Source organism: Mesorhizobium sp. WSM4817, from assembly GCF_055811135.1.
Genome location: NZ_JBVVQQ010000003.1, coordinates 1 through 17,039, shown reverse-complemented (window position 1 = coordinate 17,039; position 17,039 = coordinate 1). Strand labels below are relative to the sequence as shown.

Below are 17,039 nucleotides of genomic sequence, written 5' to 3'. Positions count from 1 at the left end.
TGCTCAGTTCTCACCGGTCGCCCAGCTCAGCATCTGCTCGAACAGGGTTTTGTAGCCATTCCAGGCGATGAACTCCGGTGGCAGCCAATGCGGCCCGACATCGGATGTCCAGGCCACAGTGCGGCCCTTGCCATAGTGGCCGGTGACGAGCAGCGGCAGCGAGCCATAATCCGACGACACGGTTGCCAGGACTTCCGCCCAGTCTTTCAGCGTCACCTCGTTGAAGCCGAGCAGGACTGGCCAATCCGAACCGAGACCCCTTAGGATCGGATGGTCCGAGGAGCCTTTCAGGACAGGCGAAAACCCTTCCGGCACCTCGACGCGGTCGTCGAAGGCGAGGCAGTTGACCGGCAGCACCTCCTCGACAGGCGTCTTGCGGTAGCGCGCGCCGCCATTGATGCCCTGGAAACTGTAGTAGCCGCCGAACATCAAAAGCCCGCCGCCATCGCGCACATAATCGCGCAGCAGCCGCAGGCGGTTCGGCGTGGGCTTGGAGTGAACCCAGGTGTCGGGATGCAGAAGCAGCGTGTTGGCGCCGATGTCGGAGAGCACCACCGCGTCATAGGCCGAAAGCGCCTCCATTGTTTGCGGAAAGCTGCGCTGTGCCTCATGCGCCGGCATGAAGGTCACGTCGAAGTCGGTCGCCTTCAGGGCCGTCAGCAATTCGTCCGCCCCGGTGTGGTAGGTGACCGTCGGAAACTGGTCGAAGCCTTTGATATGGGTGGCGGTCGACACCCAGGATTCACCGGCAAGCAGGATCTTTTTCTTGGACATTTGAACTCCGTCGTAAGTCTCAGCCGTAAGTCTGGGCTTGATTCTGCCGCGAGAACAGGGCTTTCGGATTGGCGATCAGCATGCGGTCGATGGCTGGCTGCTCGACGCCATGCCGTTTCAGGCGCGGTATGAAATGCTTGAGGATGTAGCCGTAGCCGAAACCGCCGAAGCGGGTCAGCATGATCTTGAGGAACACATCCTGCGACAAGAGCAGGCGATCGCCGAAGCCGGCCTCGACAAGCGTGGCGATTGCCCGTGCGTTCTCTTCGTCGGAGGGCGATTGCGCGTCCTGATCGGCATAATAATAGTCCATACCGATCATGTCGTATTCCAGGAACGCGCCGCGCCGGGCAAGGCTTGTCTGGTAGTCGAGATCATTGTGGCTGGGGTTCATGTGGCAGAGCACAGTGTGGCGAAGATCGGCGCCCTCCGCCTCCACGACATCGAGCACATCGTGCGCCAGCCGCTCCCAGCCGGGCAGGTGGATCGACAGCGGCACGCCGGTGATGCGCGAGGCCCGCGCCGAAGCTCGCAACGACTTTCGTTCCTCCGATGTAAAATCCTTGCTGACGCCGATCTCGCCGATCAGGCCGGCCAGGATCGGCGGCTGCGTCTCGCCACCGCCGACGTCGTTGACGATGAACTCGGTCACCGCGTCGACATCCATCGCCTTCAGCCATTCGGGATGGGTGTACTCCAGATAGAAGCCGGTGCCCATGACGATCTTCAGGCCGGACATGCGGCTGATACGGGCGAGCTTTTCCGGCTCGCGGCCGATGCCGATATTGGTCGCGTCGACGACGGTGTGGCCGCCGAGCGCGCGATAGCGTTGCAGCTCAGACAGCGCCAAGTCACTGTCATCGAGCGAAACATTGTCGCGATTGACGTAAGGGTTCATGCGCAATTCGCCGATGATCTCAATGTTCACCGGCTGCTCGGCGAGCGCCATGTCGTCGGGATGACAGGGACATTTCCAGCTGCGCGCACCGTCGAGCAAGATGTGCTCGTGCATCAGCGTGACGCCCATTTCTTCGACCGGAACGGGGCCGAGCACGGTCATCACATGACCGGTTTCGACTCCGATCGCCAGCCTCTGCCTGGGAGCCGCGTCATCGAAAAGATCACTCATGGGCTCAACGGCTCCGCACGGCGCCGCGGAACAGGCGGAAGTTCAGCCAGATGGCGATCAGGATGATCGTTCCGGTGACGATCGGCGTCAGGAAAGGCGACAGATGCGCCAGGATCAGGCCATTGCCGATGACGGCCACGGTAAGCGCGCCGAGAACGGTGCCGACGATCGTTCCGCGGCCGCCGAACAGGCTGGTGCCGCCAAGCACGACGGCAGCGATCACTTCGAGTTCAAATCCTTGTCCGGCATTCGACGATCCGGATCCGAGCCGGGCAGCAATGATGATCCCCGCAAGAGCTGCCGCGGCGGCGGAAATCACGTAAACGAAAAGCGTCGCCAGCCGCGTGTTCACGCCGGCGCGCCTGACCGCTTCGGCGTTGGCGCCGATGCCGGTCACGTAGCGGCCGAACGGCGTCTCGTTGAAGGCGGTATAGGCGATCGCCAGGATCGCCAGCGCGATCAGCGCCGGCGCCGGCACGCCAAGCAGCCAGGCGCGGCCCAGCACCGTGAAAGGGCTGCCCGGCTCGATGGGGATCGAGTAGCCGCCGGTGATCAGCAGCGCCACGCCACGGATCACCGAAAGCCCGGCAAGCGTGACGATGAAGGCCGGGATGCCCTCATAAGCGACGAAATAGCCCTGCACCGCGCCAAGCAAGGCTCCCAGCGCAAGCATGGCGAGGATGACCAGCGGCCATGGCAGGCCCAACTGCAGCAATGTCGCCGACAACGTTGCCACCAGCGCCAGCACGGAGCCGACCGAAAGATCGATGCCGCCGGTGGTGATGACGAAGGTCATCGCTGCGGCGACTATCAGCAGCGGTGCCGACTGCCGCAGGATGTTCAGCAGATTGGGCGCCGTCAGAAAGGCGTCCGTCGCCACCGAAAAGATGACGCTAACGATAAGAAAGAACAGCGCGATCGACACGACGCTGCCGTTGGCGAGCACCGCATCTCGCCATGTGCCTGCGCGGACCCTTCGAGACTGCGCGGAGCGAGTCGAAGTCGCTTCGCTCATGCTGGCGCTCCATCGCGATAGGCGTTGGTGGCCGAACGAGCGTTGAACTTGCGGCCCACGATCAGGTTGACGACATCCTCGATATTGGTTTCGCCGATCAGTCGCTCGGCGACGTTGCGTCCTTCGTACATGACCTGAATGCGGTCGCATACGAGGAACAGATCCTGAAGCCGGTGGGTGATCAGGATGACACTGACGCCGCGGGCGCTGACGGTGCGGATCAGGTCCAGCACAGCCTCGACCTCGGCGACGGCGAGCGCCGCCGTCGGCTCATCCATAATCAGCACGGACGGCTCGAACGAGGCGGCGCGGCCGATCGCGATCGACTGTCGCTGTCCGCCGGACAGGTTTTCGACCTTGAGCCGCGTGTCGGCGATAACGATGCCGAGACGGTCGAGCATCTGGCGCGTTTGCTCATGCATGCGCTTCTTGTCGAGAAAGGAAATGCCGGCGATGCGGCGGCGCGGCTCGCGGCCGAGAAAGAGATTGCCGGCGACGTCGACCGTGTCGCAGAGCGACAGATCCTGATAGACCATCTCGACGCGCGCCGCACGCGCGTCCGCCGGCGAAGTGAAGGTCACCGGCGTTCCATCGATCTCGATCGTGCCGGCATCGGGAACCACCGCTCCCGACAGCACCTTGCTCAACGTCGACTTCCCGGCGCCATTGTCGCCAACCAGCCCCAGGACCTCGCCCGGCCTCAGCACCAGCGACACGTCATCGAGCGTCTGAATGGCATTGTAGCGCTTTGAGACGCCGCTCATCCGCACCCGATAGGTCTCGCCACTGCTCATCTTGGATCCCACGGGATTGCAAGCGTCCGCGGCGTAGCCCTTCGCGGCGCCGCGGACGGGTCATCGATGCAGTCTACTGAAACATCGCGCGGTACTGTTCGACGTTGTCCTTGGTCACGATCGTCACCGGAATATTGATGATCGGCTCGACCGTTTCGCCCTTCTTGAGCTTGACCAATGATTCGACAGCGGCCTTGCCTTCGCCGGCCGGGTCCTGCTGGACGACTGCCACCACCCAACCATCGTCGATGCCCTGAACGACCTGCTTGGTCAGGTCCCAGCCGAACACCTTGACGTCGCCGGTGCGGCCTTGGCTGGTTACGGCCGAAACAGCACCGAGCAACGCCGGCTCGCCGGTCGCATAGAGCGTCGTCATGTCCGGATTGGCGGTCATCAAATTTTCCGAAGCGCTCATTGCGGTCTCCTGGACATTCTGGCCGTCGACCGTGTCGAGGAAGGTGATCGCCAGGCCGCTGTCGGTGACCGCCTTCTTGAAACCGTCGAGCCGCTGGTTCTGGATGAACGAATTGAGCGCGCCGACAATGCCGATCTTGGCAGTGCCGCCCATCTCCGACTTCACATAGTCGGCGTAGAATTTGCCGATATCCTCGCCGGCCTTGGCGTTGTCGACGCCGATGAACGCAACGTTGTCGCCGTCGGGAATCTGCGCGTCGATGGCGATCACCGGGATGCCGGCCGCCTTCGCGGCGGTGATTGCAGGCTTGACGCCATTGACGTCGATGGCGACCAGAATGATGCCGTCGACCTTTTGTGTGATGTAGTTCTCGATCGCGTCGTTTTGCGCGCTCGGCACGTTGTTGGCATTGAAGATGACCAGCTTGGCGCCGGCGGCGTCGGCCGCCTTCTGCGCGCCCTCGTTGATCTGGTTGAAGAACAGGGCCTGCTGGTTGATGTTGACGAGAGCGAACGTATCGGCGAACGCCGATCCCATCGCCGTCGAGCAGATGGCCAAGACGGCGGCGCAACGGAAGAGAAGTTTGAACGGACGCATTTACGGTTCCCCTTGCTTGCGGGCCAAACCTGTCAGGCTGGCCGTTGGTGCTACAGGCACAAGGCAAACATTCAAGAGACTTGAATATTTGTCAACGGATTTGATCTTTCAGCGCCCGTCAGAAGGTCGCCGGTGTGTTGACCCAAAAAATGCTGGCTCTCTCCTTGCCGATGTTGCGGTAATGGTGCGGTAGCTCCGACCTGAATACGAACGCATCGCCGGTGGCGAGATCATGGCTCTTGCCATCGACGATCAGCTTGATCCGGCCGGCAAGCACGTAGCCGACTTCCTCGCCGACATGCTGGATGGGACCTTCGCTCTCGCCGTCTGCCTCGATATGATGGATGTTGCACTGCAGCAGGTGTCCGGGCGAATATGGAATGATGCGTTCGAGCGAGATACCCTCGCCGCGCCTCAGTGCGTCGAGCGAGATCAACGGCCGCGCGCCGGCGCGGAACACGATCGCCTCGTCGTCGTCGACCTGTTCGAACATCCAGCCGATATTGGTCTCCAGAGCCTCGACCAGGCGGTGAAGCATCGGCAGCGATGGCGAAGCCTTGCCGTTCTCGATCTTGGACAAAAGGCTCTCAGAGCAGTGCGCAGCTGTCGCCAGCGTCTTCAGCGTCATGCCCCGCGTCTGGCGGGCGAGGCGCAACCGCGTTCCAAGCCGCGCGGCATTTACGGTGGCGTCCGCGTCGGACTCCGGCCGTCGCCGATCGATTTTGTTCATCCGTTCGCCAACCATTCAACGGGACAACTGTCGCGCGAGCAAAAGACAGCCGCGACCGATTTGCAAGCTGTCAATTTCGAGCTGGCCGGGTCCCGACCGGTTTTTGATAGCACGGATAGCAACCGAGCGTCGAACACTCGCCGTCCACAGCGGCATCGGCCGTCCCTCGATCGAACCCGGCGCCGACTGGAACAGAAAGCGTTGCTCCCGATGTTCGCAGGGCTGGTTTATACGCCGGCCCGAGGCAATCCTCGAGACAGGCGCTCGGCGGAGACTCAATGCAGATAAGGGGTGCAAGGGCGTTTTGCGCGGACGAAATTCGCGCGATTCGAATTCTCGTGATCTGAACTTGACGAGGCAACAGACGGTAGCGTAGCTGTTCGCTGGAATAACGTCCTGGCCGAAGTGTGATCGACGATGTGCCGCTTTGAGGCGATGGGCAGCGTATTACGTCTCACGAGCGCCGGAAACAACCTGCCTTGAATGACGGACGGGAAAGCATGCAAGCCTGTGACGCGAAAGCGTTGTCGCGCTCGTCGAGCTGAGCATTGATGGCGGCTGTTGTGGGCGTATCCGAGATATCGACGGGAGAGCGAGATCGTTGTGACAAAGAATGTGCCGCCTCACGCAGTTGTTGCCGGAAAACCACGGGGATTGATCCAGCATATGGTTTCTCTCGATGCCTGAAGCGGCCATGACTTGGGAAGACGCCGTCCGCTGGTGCATGAGCGAGCCTTCGATGAACGAGCTCGCCCGCGCCGCCTATTTCGACGATCCGGTCGTGGCCGCGCAGCGCTATCATGAAAGCGCAGAGTTCGATGCGGTTCGCAGCATGATCCCGCGCAAGGTCGGCCGTGCTCTCGACCTTGGCGCCGGCAATGGCATCCTCTCCTATGCCCTGGCGCGCGAGGGCTGGTCGGTAACCGCCGTCGAGCCCGATCCCAGCGCCCTTGTCGGTGCCGCCGCAATCCGGACGCTTGCCGACAAAACAGGCACGCGCATCGATGTGATCGAAGCGTTCGGCGAGGCTATCCCGTTGACCGCCGCCGGCTATGACCTGGTCGTCGCCAGGCAAGTGCTGCATCACGCGCATGACCTTCCGGCGTTCTGCGGTGAGGTTGCGCGCCTCTCTCGCGAGGGCGCGACGTTCCTGTCATTGCGCGACCATGTGATATCCGGGCCGCAACAGCTGGAACCATTTCTGCGCTCTCATCCGCTGCATCACCTCTACGGCGGGGAGAACGCTTTCACGCTGGCGGCCTACCGCGCTGCGTTGCAGGGGGCGGGGCTTACGATCGATCGCGAAATGAACTCTTTCCAATCGGTTGTGAACTATGACCCGATGACGGCTTCCGAAATTCGCGAAAGGCTCGCGGCAGTCTTCGGCCCAGTGTCAGGGCTGGTCCGCACGGCCCTGTCTCCACTGCCTTTCGGTGCCGTTGCCCGAGCAGCGGCATTGCTGGACCGCCGGCCTGGGCGCCTGGTCTCTTTCCTTTGCTACAAGCAAGGGAAGGGCTGATCTGGTGGCGCAGCTGAAAGAGGCGAGGCCTGTTTGGGTGACTGGAGCCGGCGGCTTCATTGGCCTGCATTTATCGCGATTTCTTGCCGGAGAAGGCCATCATGTCCTCGGCTTCGGCCGAAGCGAAGCCCCTGGGTTCGCGGCGGCGACCGGCGGCGCATTCTTTTCCGGCGGAGTGACCGCGCAAACGATGGACGCGGCTCTGGCCGTACACGGCCGACCGGCAGCCGTTTACCATCTGGCAGGCGGCGCTACCGTCGGGCAGTCGATTGCCGATCCGCTGAAGGATTTTGAACAAAGCGTCGTTTCCGCGGCTTGTGTCCTCGATTTCCTGCGTCGCCACGCACCCGATGCCTCAGTCGTTCTGGCGTCCTCCGCCGCCGTCTATGGCGGCGGCCACTTCGGCCCCATCAGCGTCGATGCCGCACTCGAGCCGTACTCACCTTATGGTCATCACAAGCGAATGGTTGAGGAGCTTGGCCGGTCGTATTGTGCCGCATACGGCCAGCCGGTCTCGGTGGCTCGCCTCTTTTCGGTCTATGGAGAAGGATTGCGCAAGCAACTGCTCTGGGATCTCTGCGGCAGGCTCGCGGCAGGCGAAACCGACATTGTGCTTGGCGGCACGGGTACGGAAATGAGGGATTGGCACCATATCTCGGACGTTGTGCGGTTGATCCATCACATTTTGCCTGCCGGCGAACCGCGCTTCGCCATCTATAATGGCGGTGCGGGCGCTGCTGCACCCGTCAGCACGATTTCCAGCATGGTTCTGGAGGCCTGGGGAGGGAACCATCGCCTCTCGTTTTCTGGAAAATCTCGTCGGGGCGACCCTGTCAATCTGATCTCGGATCAATCCGGCGTCCCGGATGGGCTTCAGTTGCGGGTGCCGCTCAGCAGGGGCATTGCTGGCTATGTCGATTGGTATCGCGCTGAAATTCTCGCCGAGCCGGTCGGCCATTTGCGACGCTCCGCGCCTTGATTACCGTCGGCTTCACTCTCATCGGCCGCGGAACTTGGTCAGGCGGCGAGTCCTATCTACGCAACATGCTGAGCGTCGTCGCCTCCGAGCTGCGTGGCAAGGTGCAGGCGAAACTGTTTCTCACACCCGAGCAGCATTCAAGCATTGGCGCGTCCTTCGATCATATGTTGGCCGCACCCGCTATCGTTGATAACCGGGTCACGGGCGCCGGCCTCGGCAGGCGAGGGCTGATCGCACTCGCTGGCGGAAGTGACCGTGCCTTCGCGGACCTTGTCGCTGCGCAAGGTATCGATGTTGTGTTTGAAGTCGCCCAGTGGTTCGGCAACCGGTTTCCAATACCGGTTGTTTCCTGGATTCCGGATTTCCAGCACCGTCGCCTGCCGCACCTCTTTCCGCGCAGCGCCTGGTGGCGCAGGGATCTCGGCTACCGCCTGCAGACGTCCGGGAATCGCACCATAATGCTCTCGAGTGGGGATGCGCTGGCGGACTGCGAAACATTCTATCCAGCCTCGCGCAACAAGACCGCCGTCGTACGCTTCGCTATCGATCTCGATCCAGGCGCCATCCTGGCGCGTGCCGATGAGGCGCGCCAGGCGCATGGGCTGCTCGGGCGTTTCTTCTATCTCCCCAATCAGTTCTGGGTCCACAAGAACCACAGGCTGGTCATAGAGGCATTGAAGCATATAAACCAGATCGGAGCGCTGGCCTCCTTGCCGCCGGTAATCCTCTCCGGCCGCACCACGGATCCCCGCGATCCGACATTTTTCAGGCGTCTGATGGGCCTTGCTGAAACAGATGGACTTGGAAGCCATTTTCGACACCTCGGCTTGATTCCCTATGACGATGTCGTCGCCCTGATCGGCGCTGCTGACTACCTTCTGAATCCTTCGCACTTCGAGGGGTGGTCGACCACGGTCGAGGAAGCGAAGTCGCTGGGCACGCCGATGCTGCTGTCCGACATTCCACTGCATCGCGAGCAGGCGCCGGAATCGCTCTTCTTCGCACCCGATAGTGCGAAAGCGCTGGCACAGCGTCTCCTCGAAGCTGGGCGGCGCCCCCGCTTGGCCCGCGACAGTGTCGCCGCGCTGCAAAGTCGGCAACAAATGCGCCGCCGAGACTATGCCGCAGCGCTCCTTGCTTTGTTCGAAAATGCCAGAGGTGTTACCCCATGACCGAGCGGATCGTCAGTTTTGTCATGAGCGGCGGTATTGGCTCACGGCTGTGGCCGCTGTCGCGCGAGGACAATCCCAAGCAGTTCCATGATTTTTCCGGCGATGGCTCGATGCTGGTCAAGACGCTGCGGCGGCTGACGGCGCGGCCGGACGGCGAAACGCCGGTCTTCCTGATCGCCTCGGAGCGGCACGCCGACCGCGTCCACGCCGATCTCGCCGGCATCGACCTTTCCGGCGGCGGCCCCTTGTTCGAGCCGACCGGACGCAACACCGCCGCCGCCGTCGCCTTGGCGACCCTGCGAACCCTCTCCGAATTTGGCGACAGCCTGGTGCTGGTGGTGCCGTCCGATCATGAGATCACGACCGCGCGACAATTCTGGCAGAGCGTGGAAAACGGCACCGCGGCGGCGCGTGCCGGCCGGCTGGTGGTATTCGGCATCAAGCCCGGCCACCCCGAAACCGGTTACGGCTATATCGAGATCGCCGGCGAGAAGGATGGCATCTGCGATGTCTCGCGTTTCGTCGAGAAACCGGACCTCGCGACCGCGCGGAGCTATCTGGTGGCCGGCAACTTCTACTGGAACACCGGCATCTTCCTGTTTCGCGCCAGCGCCATGCGCGACGCCTTCACGGCTTTCGAGCCCGAAATCTGGAAGGCCACCGAAAATGCCTATCAGGCGGCGACGTCAGATCTTTCCGGTCTCTATATGCCTCTGGAACTCTACGCCGCCATTCCGTCGACGTCGATCGACTATGCGATCATGGAGCGCGCCAGCCATATCGCCATGGTGCCGGCCGGCTTCCGCTGGAACGATCTCGGTTCCTGGCAATCGCTGCTCGATGTCGGCCCCTCCGACAATGACGGCAATGTCATCGTCGGCGATGTCGTCGCCATCGACTGCGAGAACTCCTACATCCGCAGCGACAGTCGCCTGCTCTCGGCCATTGGCTTGAAGGACGTTGCCATCGTCTCGACCGCCGATGCCACCTTCGTCGCCCCGGTCAGCCGCAGCCAGAACGTCAAGAAGATCGTCGAGCAGCTCGAAAAGAGCGGCCGGCTGGAAACCAGGTTCACGCCCGCCGACGACCGCGTCATCGAAAGCGGCGCCTGGCGCCGTCGTGTGCACCACTGGCTGTTTGAAGAGACGGTGCCGCTATGGTCGACGGTCGGGGTCGATGAGCGCCATGGCGGTTTTCACGAGGCGCTCGGCTTTGACGCCACACCGCTGAAGAAGCCCAAGCGCATGCGCACCATGGCCAGGCAAGTCTACGCCTTCGCTGTCGCCAGGGCGCGCGGCTGGGACGGGCCCGCCGACCGGTTGATCGGCCACGGCCTCGAATTCATGGCCAGGAACGGCCGCACCGACAATGGCGGCTGGGTGCGCACGCTCAATGTCGACGGCACGGTCGCCGACGCAGCCGAGGATGCCTATGATCATTCCTGCGTGCTGCTGGCGCTGGCGCATGCCCATATGGTCGGCAATCCTGATGCATTGCGGCTTGCCGCAGAAACGTTTTCGTTCCTCGACGCGCATCTCGAGGACCACCGCATGACCGGCTTTCTCGAAACGTCGAGCGGCGTGGGCGAACGCCGTTCCAACCCGCACATGCATCTGCTCGAGGCTTTTCTGGCCTGGCATCAGGCGACCGGCGAGCTCGCCTATCTTCGTCGCGCCGCGCGCATCGTCGATCTGTTTCGCAGCCATTTCTTCGATCCGGAAAGCTGGACGCTAGGCGAGTATTTCGATGCCGAGTGGAGGCCGGCGGAGGGCGAGAAAGGTGCCTGGACGGAACCCGGCCACCATTTCGAATGGGCCTCGCTGCTGGTCGACTTCACCGGGCGCAGCGGCCAGAGTGACCTGGCCGGCTTTGCCAGAAAGCTCTATGCGTCGGCCATCGCCAACGGCCTCAATCGCGCCACCGGCCTCGCCTATGGCGCCGTCTCGCGGCAAGGCTTGCCGCTCGACCTTGTCTCGCGCAGTTGGCCGCAGGCGGAAGCAATCAAGGCGGCGATTGCACTGGACGGTTCGGGCGGCCCCGACCTCAAGCCCGAGATCGAAGCGCGTGTCGGCCGCCTGTTCCGCTGGCACATCAATCCGGCGCCGCTCGGCCTGTGGATAGACCGGATCGACGAGCGAGGCCGCTCGCTGGCGACCGATGTGCCGGCAAGCATCTTTTATCATCTGGTTTGCGCGCTGACCCAATATCTTGACAGCACCGCCGGCGAAGCACGATAGGGCAGTTGACGAAATTTCTTCGATTAAAATGGATGCCAGGCGACGATAAGTCGTCCGGACGTCTCCGCCAGAGGTGATAGAGACATGCTTGGCAGCGGCGGGAGTGAGGATTTTGTCGTTCAACAAACTAAGCTTTTTGGCACTCCTTGCCCTGGCGTTTGCGGTTGGCTTCTTTGCCATCATCGTGGAAAAAGGGACGCCCCGTCGCCCCCCACCGCCAAAGCCACAAGCCGCGATAGAGCCGTTTGATGGCAAGCTTTTCATCCGGGCGGTCGATGATCTTCGCGTCGGCAACCGCAAAATTGTGCTATGCGGCGTGGCGTTTACCAAGCCTCAATCTCTGCGTGCCATCGTAACGGACGCGGCGCGCCGGGACTACCAGGGGCTCGCCCTGACTTGCAAGCCGGTCGGCATGGGGACGCCTTGCGACGGCAATGTCGCCTCGAAGTTCGGTGATGCCATCGTTGTGCAATGCCTCACGTCCGATGGCGCGGATTTGGCCGCCAAACTTGCCGAGAACGGCATCTTGTGCGGACAGCCGGCGCAGGCAGGTTCGACCTACAAATCTTGCCTGTCAGGCTCATAGTTCACGCCGACTGCCTGTTATAAAACGAAAGACAGAATGTGCGATAACGCCCCACGTTAAACAGAGTCGTCCACAATCCCTATACCAAAGCATCGGCGCGATGGCCCTCAAACGCCACCAAATAAACTTGCCTTTCCGACAAGTTCCATAGGGGGGCCGGCGCGAAAATGGTAGAATCAAATCCGGCAAGCGAGTGTGTCCAATGAAACACATGAGAAACCAAAAAATCATCTCGCACCTGCGTAGCATGTTGGAATCAACGCAAAAAGCTGTTACGCGCATGATCAATACCTTGGTGCCCGGGGCCGAGGTACGGCGGGACAAAAAGGATCGAAACGAATGAACCTCACTGTAAAAGTTGCTTTGGCCGGAATTGTCGCCTCGATCGGTTTCGGCCCGGTTTCGTCTTTCGCTCAGGATGCGTCTTGCACCTGCATGACACCCTATCAGGGAGCGGCGAGTTCGATTGGTTCCATCGGGCAGGCCAATGGCGACGTAATGGTTTCGCAAGCCGCCGGCTATGGCCCGGCAAAAGCAGGAAATGCGCTGGATTTCGGCAGCCGCATAGTGGTCGGTGCCAAGGGGGCGGCCTCTGTTAATGTCGGTGGCTGCAACCTGGATGTGCCCGCGAATTCAAGCCTCGACATTTCTCGTGTCGAGAATAATATCTGCCTGAAAGTTGTGGGCTCCGAGCAGACGGCTGGCGCCGTTAGTTCCGAGCATACGGGTCAGATTCCCCCGGGCGACAACAACCGGTCCAACACTCCGCTCTTTATTTTTGGCGGCATGGCAGGTGCGGCTGGTATCCTTGCTGCAACGCAGGATGACGGCAAAGGCGGCGGCGGCGTCAGCCCTTAAGCCGCCCAGTAGACAATATAGCAGGGGCGTGTGACTCCCTCTGCTGTATTGCCGGTGCCGCAGTGCCTTCGCGCACTGGCTGGAGCTGGAGGTGTTGATGGAATTCATTCACCATACCGCTCGCTGTCAGCGAATAGCTTGAATCTGGCATCTGCCGCATTGTATGGACTTGACGAATGCGTCATTCGCTATCGTGCGGGTGGCGCATTTACCTTTTATTCGGGAGAAATCGTCACGTTGCTTCAGTGTGGCCACAAACGTCAATGATCGACCTGCATTCCCACATCTTGCCTGGTCTTGACGACGGCTCGCCCAGTCTTGCTGAATCGCTTGAAATGGCGCGGCTGGCGGTGGCCGACGGAACGACCCATATGGCGTGTACGCCGCATATCGTGCCAGGCATGTACGAAAACGGATCGGCAAATATTGCCCGCGCGGTTCAAGAGTTGGAACAGGCGCTGCGCCACGCGGAAATACCGCTTGCTCTTTACGTTGGCGCCGACGTGCATATAGCGCCGGATCTGCCGGAGCAATTGGCGCTGGGTAGCGTGCCGACCTTGAACAGATCGCGTTATTTTCTATTCGAGCCGCCGCATCACGTCTTGCCGCCAAGGCTGGAAGATTTCGCTCTGCGCCTCATAAACGCCGGGTTCGTTCCGATTCTTACCCATCCTGAGCGGCTGACATGGATCAAGGCAAACTACGACGTTGTTGAGAAATTGAATGCAGTGGGTTGCCTGATTCAACTTACCGGAGACTCGATTGTTGGTGTTTTTGGACGCACGGCGCTTTACTATTCGGAAAAGCTGATTGACGAGGGTAGGGTAGATATTATCGCTTCGGACACCCACGGCGCCACCCGCCGGCGTCCTGGACTTGCGCAGGCCGTCGCCGCGGCGGCGAAGCGATGCGGCGAAGATGAGGCCCGCAATATGGTGTTGAAACGTCCAGGCGAAATATTGGCGAACCGGCCCCTCGAGCCGGTCGGAAAAGCACGCTCGAAAAAGCCAGGCCCCGGCAACGTCGGTCGCTTTGCAGGATTGGGTCGCCTGTTGAAGGGGGGGGCAGCGTAATGGGCGGGTTTCATTTCGCAAAAAATCATACGGGCGCGATATGTGCCTTGCTCGCTTCGCTGTCGATGTCTGCCTGCACGAGCGCCTCGTCGACGACATCATCGTCTTCGCCGACATCGGTTGATGCGCTGCAACTGACGTCATCGTCGGCGCCGCTCTCCGGCGGCGGCGCCTTGCAGGTCGTAAAGGAACTGCCTGCGCAAAACAGCCAGAACGGCAACGAGCAGCCCTTGTCGCCCAATGATGTGCTGGAGGTGAATGTGTTCCAGGTCGACAATCTGAACAGAACCGTTCAAGTCGACGCTGGAGGACAAATTTCGCTTCCACTTATCGGAACCGTCACCGCGGCCGGGAAGACCGTCCGTCAGCTGGAGCAGGAAATCGAAACGGCTTACGGCGCCAACTATCTGCAGTCGCCCGATGTGTCGGTCTTCGTCAAGGAATCGATCGGACAGCGCATTACCGTCGATGGCGAAGTCACCAAGGCTGGTATTTTTCCGGTGTCGAGCAATTCGTCTCTCATCGATGCGATCGCCCTTGCCGGAGGGTTCAATGCCGTTGGCGATGCGAAAAAGGTCTTTGTCTATCGCAATGTCGGCCAAAATACTCTGGTCGCAAATTACAATGTGGAGCAGATTCGCGCCGGCAAGAGCCGCAACCCACGCATCTATGGTGGCGACAAGATTGTCGTCTTCGCCTCGAAATCGAAAATTGCCATGAACAACCTCAAGGACGCCCTCGGCGTCGCCTCGAGTGCAGCCAGAATTGCGGTCGTCCCGGGATTGTAAATCACGGCCGGTTAAAATTAAGCCCAGAGACAAACCCAAGGTTGTCACGCAATGCTCGATCGCAATCGACAGCATCAAATTGCAGGCCCCGGACATGGCCAAGCCTTGTCTGCCGACCTGTATTATGACGGTGCGCAAAACTATAACCCCTATGGTCGCGATCACGCCGAGCAGGACGAGCGCTTCAATCCACTCAAACTGTTGTTTTACGCTGTCCAGTATCGGTGGCTGATACTGATGATGGTAGCGGGCGGACTTGTTGCTGGCGTCGTCGTAACCATGATGCAGACGCCAAAATATCGGGCGACAACGCAATTGGAAGTGCTGGTTCCTTCCGCCAAGGTGTTTCAGGACATTGAGGTGGTTTCTGAAACCAGCGACATGCGCGCCTTTCAAACCGCTCGGGAAAAGCTGAAGAGCCGGGCTTTGGCGCAGCGCGTGGTGTTCCAACTGGGGCTTAGCGAAAAGCCGGACTTCCTGTTCCCGACCCCGAATTTCTCGCCTAGCAACATTTTCTATCGTGCGTTCGGAATTTCCAAATCGCCTTCCATAGAGGAGAAAACCCCGGAGGAACGTGAGGAAATTGCGATAGGTCGGGTTATGAATGACCTCACGGTCACTCTGGTCACGAACACAAGCCTGCTGTCGATTGCGTTTGTCGACCAGAGCCCGAAATATGCAAGTGATATAGCCAATCAAGTTGCGCAAAGTTTTATCGACCAGCGCCTCGATCAAACCAGCGAAACGTCCGACCTGGCGCGGCAATTCATCCAGGAACAGGTCTTGCAGGTAAAGCAAAAGCTTCAGAAGTCCGAAGAGGAACTCGTCGCCTATGCAAAGGATGCGGGCATCACGATAACCGGCGAAGAAAAATCGCTGATAGGGTCGAACATCGAGACTCTCAACACCGCGCTCGCGACAGCAATCCAGGAACGTCTCGATGCCGGACGGATGGTGGACCAGATAGACAAGGGCCGCGGATCGAGTCTCGGCCCAGTTCTGGAGAGCGAAGGTCTGCAGAAAATCACCGAGAAGCTGTCGGATTTGACCAGCCAGTACCAGCAGAAGTTGGGTATATTGAAGCCCGGTTTTCCAGAGATGCAGCAGCTTCAGGCGCAGATCAAGGAACTGCAGCGGCTTTATAACAACGGCGTTTTGACGATAACCGATTCACTGCGGCAGAAATACCAGGAGGCTCAGAACAAGGAAGCCGACCTTAAGTCAAAACTTGCCGAGATGGAGATGCAGCAAGTCATCTTCAACGATAAAAACATTAAATACACAATCTTGAAGCGAGAAGTTGATTCGAACCGCTCGCAATATGACAATTTGATTGCCAAGTTGAACGAGGTTGGCGTGAGCTCGGAGCTCAAGACACAAAGCGCTGCAATCGTCGATTTCGCGACGCTGCCCAATCGCCCTTATTCTCCACGATTGACCATCAATCTTGCGGTCGCTCTGGCTCTTTTCCTGGCGCTCAGCGCGTCAATTATTTACATCATCGAGTTGTTGAACAACACCTTCACCAATCCTGAGCAGATCGAAAAGGAACTGGGATTGGCGATGCTCGGCATCCTGCCGCTTGTCGATGACCGGGAACTCATAGCCAGCATCGCCGACCCAAAATCAGGACTGTCCGAGGCCTACCGTTCGCTTCGAACATCGCTTCAGTTTTCCGGGGCCGAAGGCGCGCCGCGATCGTTGCTGGTCACGAGTTCGGAACCCTCCGAGGGCAAGTCGACCACCTCGTTCAAGCTCGGACAGGATTTTGCCGCGCTCGGTGCCAGGGTTCTCATTGTCGACGGCGATCTTCGAAAACCCAACCTTCACCGGCTGTTTGGGCTCGACAACACGATTGGCCTGAGCAATCTCTTGACGAACACCGTCCGCAAGGAGGATCTGGCAAGCATTTTCAGGGCGACGAAATATCCCAATGTGACCGTCCTGACTTCCGGAACGATCCCGCCGAACCCCGCGGACCTGCTCTCTTCACCAAAGATGGCGCTGATCATCACCAATCTCGGCAAGCGCTTCGACCTTGTCATAATCGATGCCCCGCCGGTCGTCGGCCTTTCAGATGCGCCCATCCTCAGCCGGCTTGCCGAGGGCACATTGATGGTCATTTCTACCAACCAGGTCACGCGCAAGTCGGCGAAGACAGCGTTGAAGCGCTTGCGGGCCGCCGGCGCGAATGTGGTCGGAGCCGCGATGTCGAAGTTTGCAGTGAACAAGTTCGATTACAACTACGCCTACAAATACATGAACTACCAGTATTACGACTATGGCACCCCGAAGCTTGAGGGCAAAGTCGATGATGGAGCAGACCAGCCCGCTTATGCAAAATCTCCGGCGTTCAGGCGTTTGGTTCGCCGC

The 17,039-nt window shown here is 60.3% G+C and carries 17 protein-coding genes; 9 read left to right on the top strand and 8 right to left on the bottom strand.

The genetic code is table 11. From position 1 onward, the window contains the following. Positions 1 to 3 precede the first annotated feature (3 nt). From AC0L2K_RS04945 to AC0L2K_RS04920, 6 genes are all read right to left on the bottom strand, one after another. Complete coding sequence (locus tag AC0L2K_RS04945; protein WP_128245136.1) at positions 4 to 774, bottom strand: glutamine amidotransferase; 771 nt, start codon at positions 772 to 774, stop codon at positions 4 to 6. A gap of 19 nt (positions 775 to 793) precedes the next feature. Next, entirely contained in the window at positions 794 to 1,903 is a 1,110-nt protein-coding gene (locus tag AC0L2K_RS04940; RefSeq protein ID WP_287341589.1) for a phosphotriesterase family protein, read from the bottom strand. A 4-nt stretch (positions 1,904 to 1,907) separates the two neighbouring features. Then, complete coding sequence (locus AC0L2K_RS04935; protein WP_473530773.1) at positions 1,908 to 2,918, bottom strand: ABC transporter permease; 1,011 nt, start codon at positions 2,916 to 2,918, stop codon at positions 1,908 to 1,910. Beyond that, positions 2,915 to 3,712: an ATP-binding cassette domain-containing protein gene (locus AC0L2K_RS04930; protein ID WP_128167643.1), complete on the bottom strand. Its 798-nt coding sequence runs from the start codon at positions 3,710 to 3,712 to the stop codon at positions 2,915 to 2,917. Before AC0L2K_RS04930 ends, AC0L2K_RS04935 begins: the two co-directional genes overlap by 4 nt. 73 nt (positions 3,713 to 3,785) lie before the next feature. Then, positions 3,786 to 4,724, bottom strand: a complete 939-nt coding sequence (locus tag AC0L2K_RS04925) for an ABC transporter substrate-binding protein (RefSeq protein ID WP_128167642.1) — start codon at positions 4,722 to 4,724, stop codon at positions 3,786 to 3,788. Positions 4,725 to 4,842: 118 nt separating this feature from the next. After that, positions 4,843 to 5,454 carry a cupin domain-containing protein gene (locus tag AC0L2K_RS04920; protein WP_128167641.1) on the bottom strand — a complete coding sequence of 204 codons (612 nt, stop codon included), beginning with the start codon at positions 5,452 to 5,454 and terminating at the stop codon, positions 4,843 to 4,845. A 694-nt stretch (positions 5,455 to 6,148) separates the two neighbouring features. Between AC0L2K_RS04920 and AC0L2K_RS04915 the strand changes: the two genes are divergently transcribed. Together AC0L2K_RS04915 and AC0L2K_RS04910 are read left to right on the top strand one after the other, a co-directional pair. Further along, positions 6,149 to 6,973: a class I SAM-dependent methyltransferase gene (locus AC0L2K_RS04915; RefSeq protein WP_287374728.1), complete on the top strand. Its 825-nt coding sequence runs from the start codon at positions 6,149 to 6,151 to the stop codon at positions 6,971 to 6,973. A gap of 4 nt (positions 6,974 to 6,977) precedes the next feature. Then, positions 6,978 to 7,952: an NAD-dependent epimerase/dehydratase family protein gene (locus AC0L2K_RS04910; protein ID WP_473530772.1), complete on the top strand. Its 975-nt coding sequence runs from the start codon at positions 6,978 to 6,980 to the stop codon at positions 7,950 to 7,952. Between the two features lie 137 nt (positions 7,953 to 8,089). Here AC0L2K_RS04910 and AC0L2K_RS04905 read toward each other — a convergent pair whose 3' ends face one another. Continuing rightward, positions 8,090 to 8,764: a hypothetical protein gene (locus tag AC0L2K_RS04905; protein ID WP_473530980.1), complete on the bottom strand. Its 675-nt coding sequence runs from the start codon at positions 8,762 to 8,764 to the stop codon at positions 8,090 to 8,092. Here AC0L2K_RS04905 and AC0L2K_RS04900 point away from each other — a divergent pair. From AC0L2K_RS04900 to AC0L2K_RS04880, 5 genes are all read left to right on the top strand, one after another. Continuing rightward, complete coding sequence (locus AC0L2K_RS04900) at positions 8,645 to 9,124, top strand: glycosyltransferase (RefSeq protein ID WP_473530964.1); 480 nt, start codon at positions 8,645 to 8,647, stop codon at positions 9,122 to 9,124. The two genes, AC0L2K_RS04905 and AC0L2K_RS04900, sit on opposite strands and share 120 nt — an antisense overlap. Then, a complete protein-coding gene (locus AC0L2K_RS04895; RefSeq protein WP_473530771.1) occupies positions 9,121 to 11,361 on the top strand; it encodes an AGE family epimerase/isomerase in 2,241 nt (746 codons plus the stop codon). Before AC0L2K_RS04900 ends, AC0L2K_RS04895 begins: the two co-directional genes overlap by 4 nt. 112 nt (positions 11,362 to 11,473) lie before the next feature. Then, complete coding sequence (locus AC0L2K_RS04890) at positions 11,474 to 11,947, top strand: hypothetical protein (protein ID WP_473530770.1); 474 nt, start codon at positions 11,474 to 11,476, stop codon at positions 11,945 to 11,947. 339 nt (positions 11,948 to 12,286) lie between these two features. Continuing rightward, a complete protein-coding gene (locus AC0L2K_RS04885; RefSeq protein WP_128167635.1) occupies positions 12,287 to 12,805 on the top strand; it encodes a hypothetical protein in 519 nt (172 codons plus the stop codon). 263 nt (positions 12,806 to 13,068) lie between these two features. Then, on the top strand, positions 13,069 to 13,878 hold the full coding sequence (locus AC0L2K_RS04880) for a tyrosine-protein phosphatase (RefSeq protein WP_128167634.1): 810 nt from the start codon (positions 13,069 to 13,071) through the stop codon (positions 13,876 to 13,878). 25 nt (positions 13,879 to 13,903) lie between these two features. Here the strand turns inward: AC0L2K_RS04880 and AC0L2K_RS04875 are convergent, their stop codons facing one another. Continuing rightward, a complete protein-coding gene (locus AC0L2K_RS04875) occupies positions 13,904 to 14,098 on the bottom strand; it encodes a hypothetical protein (RefSeq protein ID WP_287172774.1) in 195 nt (64 codons plus the stop codon). Positions 14,099 to 14,108: 10 nt separating this feature from the next. On the opposite strand from AC0L2K_RS04875, the gene AC0L2K_RS04870 reads away from it, so the two are divergent. Both AC0L2K_RS04870 and AC0L2K_RS04865 read left to right on the top strand, forming a co-directional pair. After that, the gene (locus AC0L2K_RS04870; RefSeq protein WP_287179705.1) at positions 14,109 to 14,666 is read left to right on the top strand and encodes a polysaccharide biosynthesis/export family protein; all 558 of its coding nucleotides are present in this window, start codon (positions 14,109 to 14,111) and stop codon (positions 14,664 to 14,666) included. A gap of 51 nt (positions 14,667 to 14,717) precedes the next feature. Further along, a partial coding sequence (locus tag AC0L2K_RS04865) for a GumC family protein (RefSeq protein WP_473530769.1) occupies positions 14,718 to 17,039 on the top strand: 2,322 nt, incomplete at its 3' end.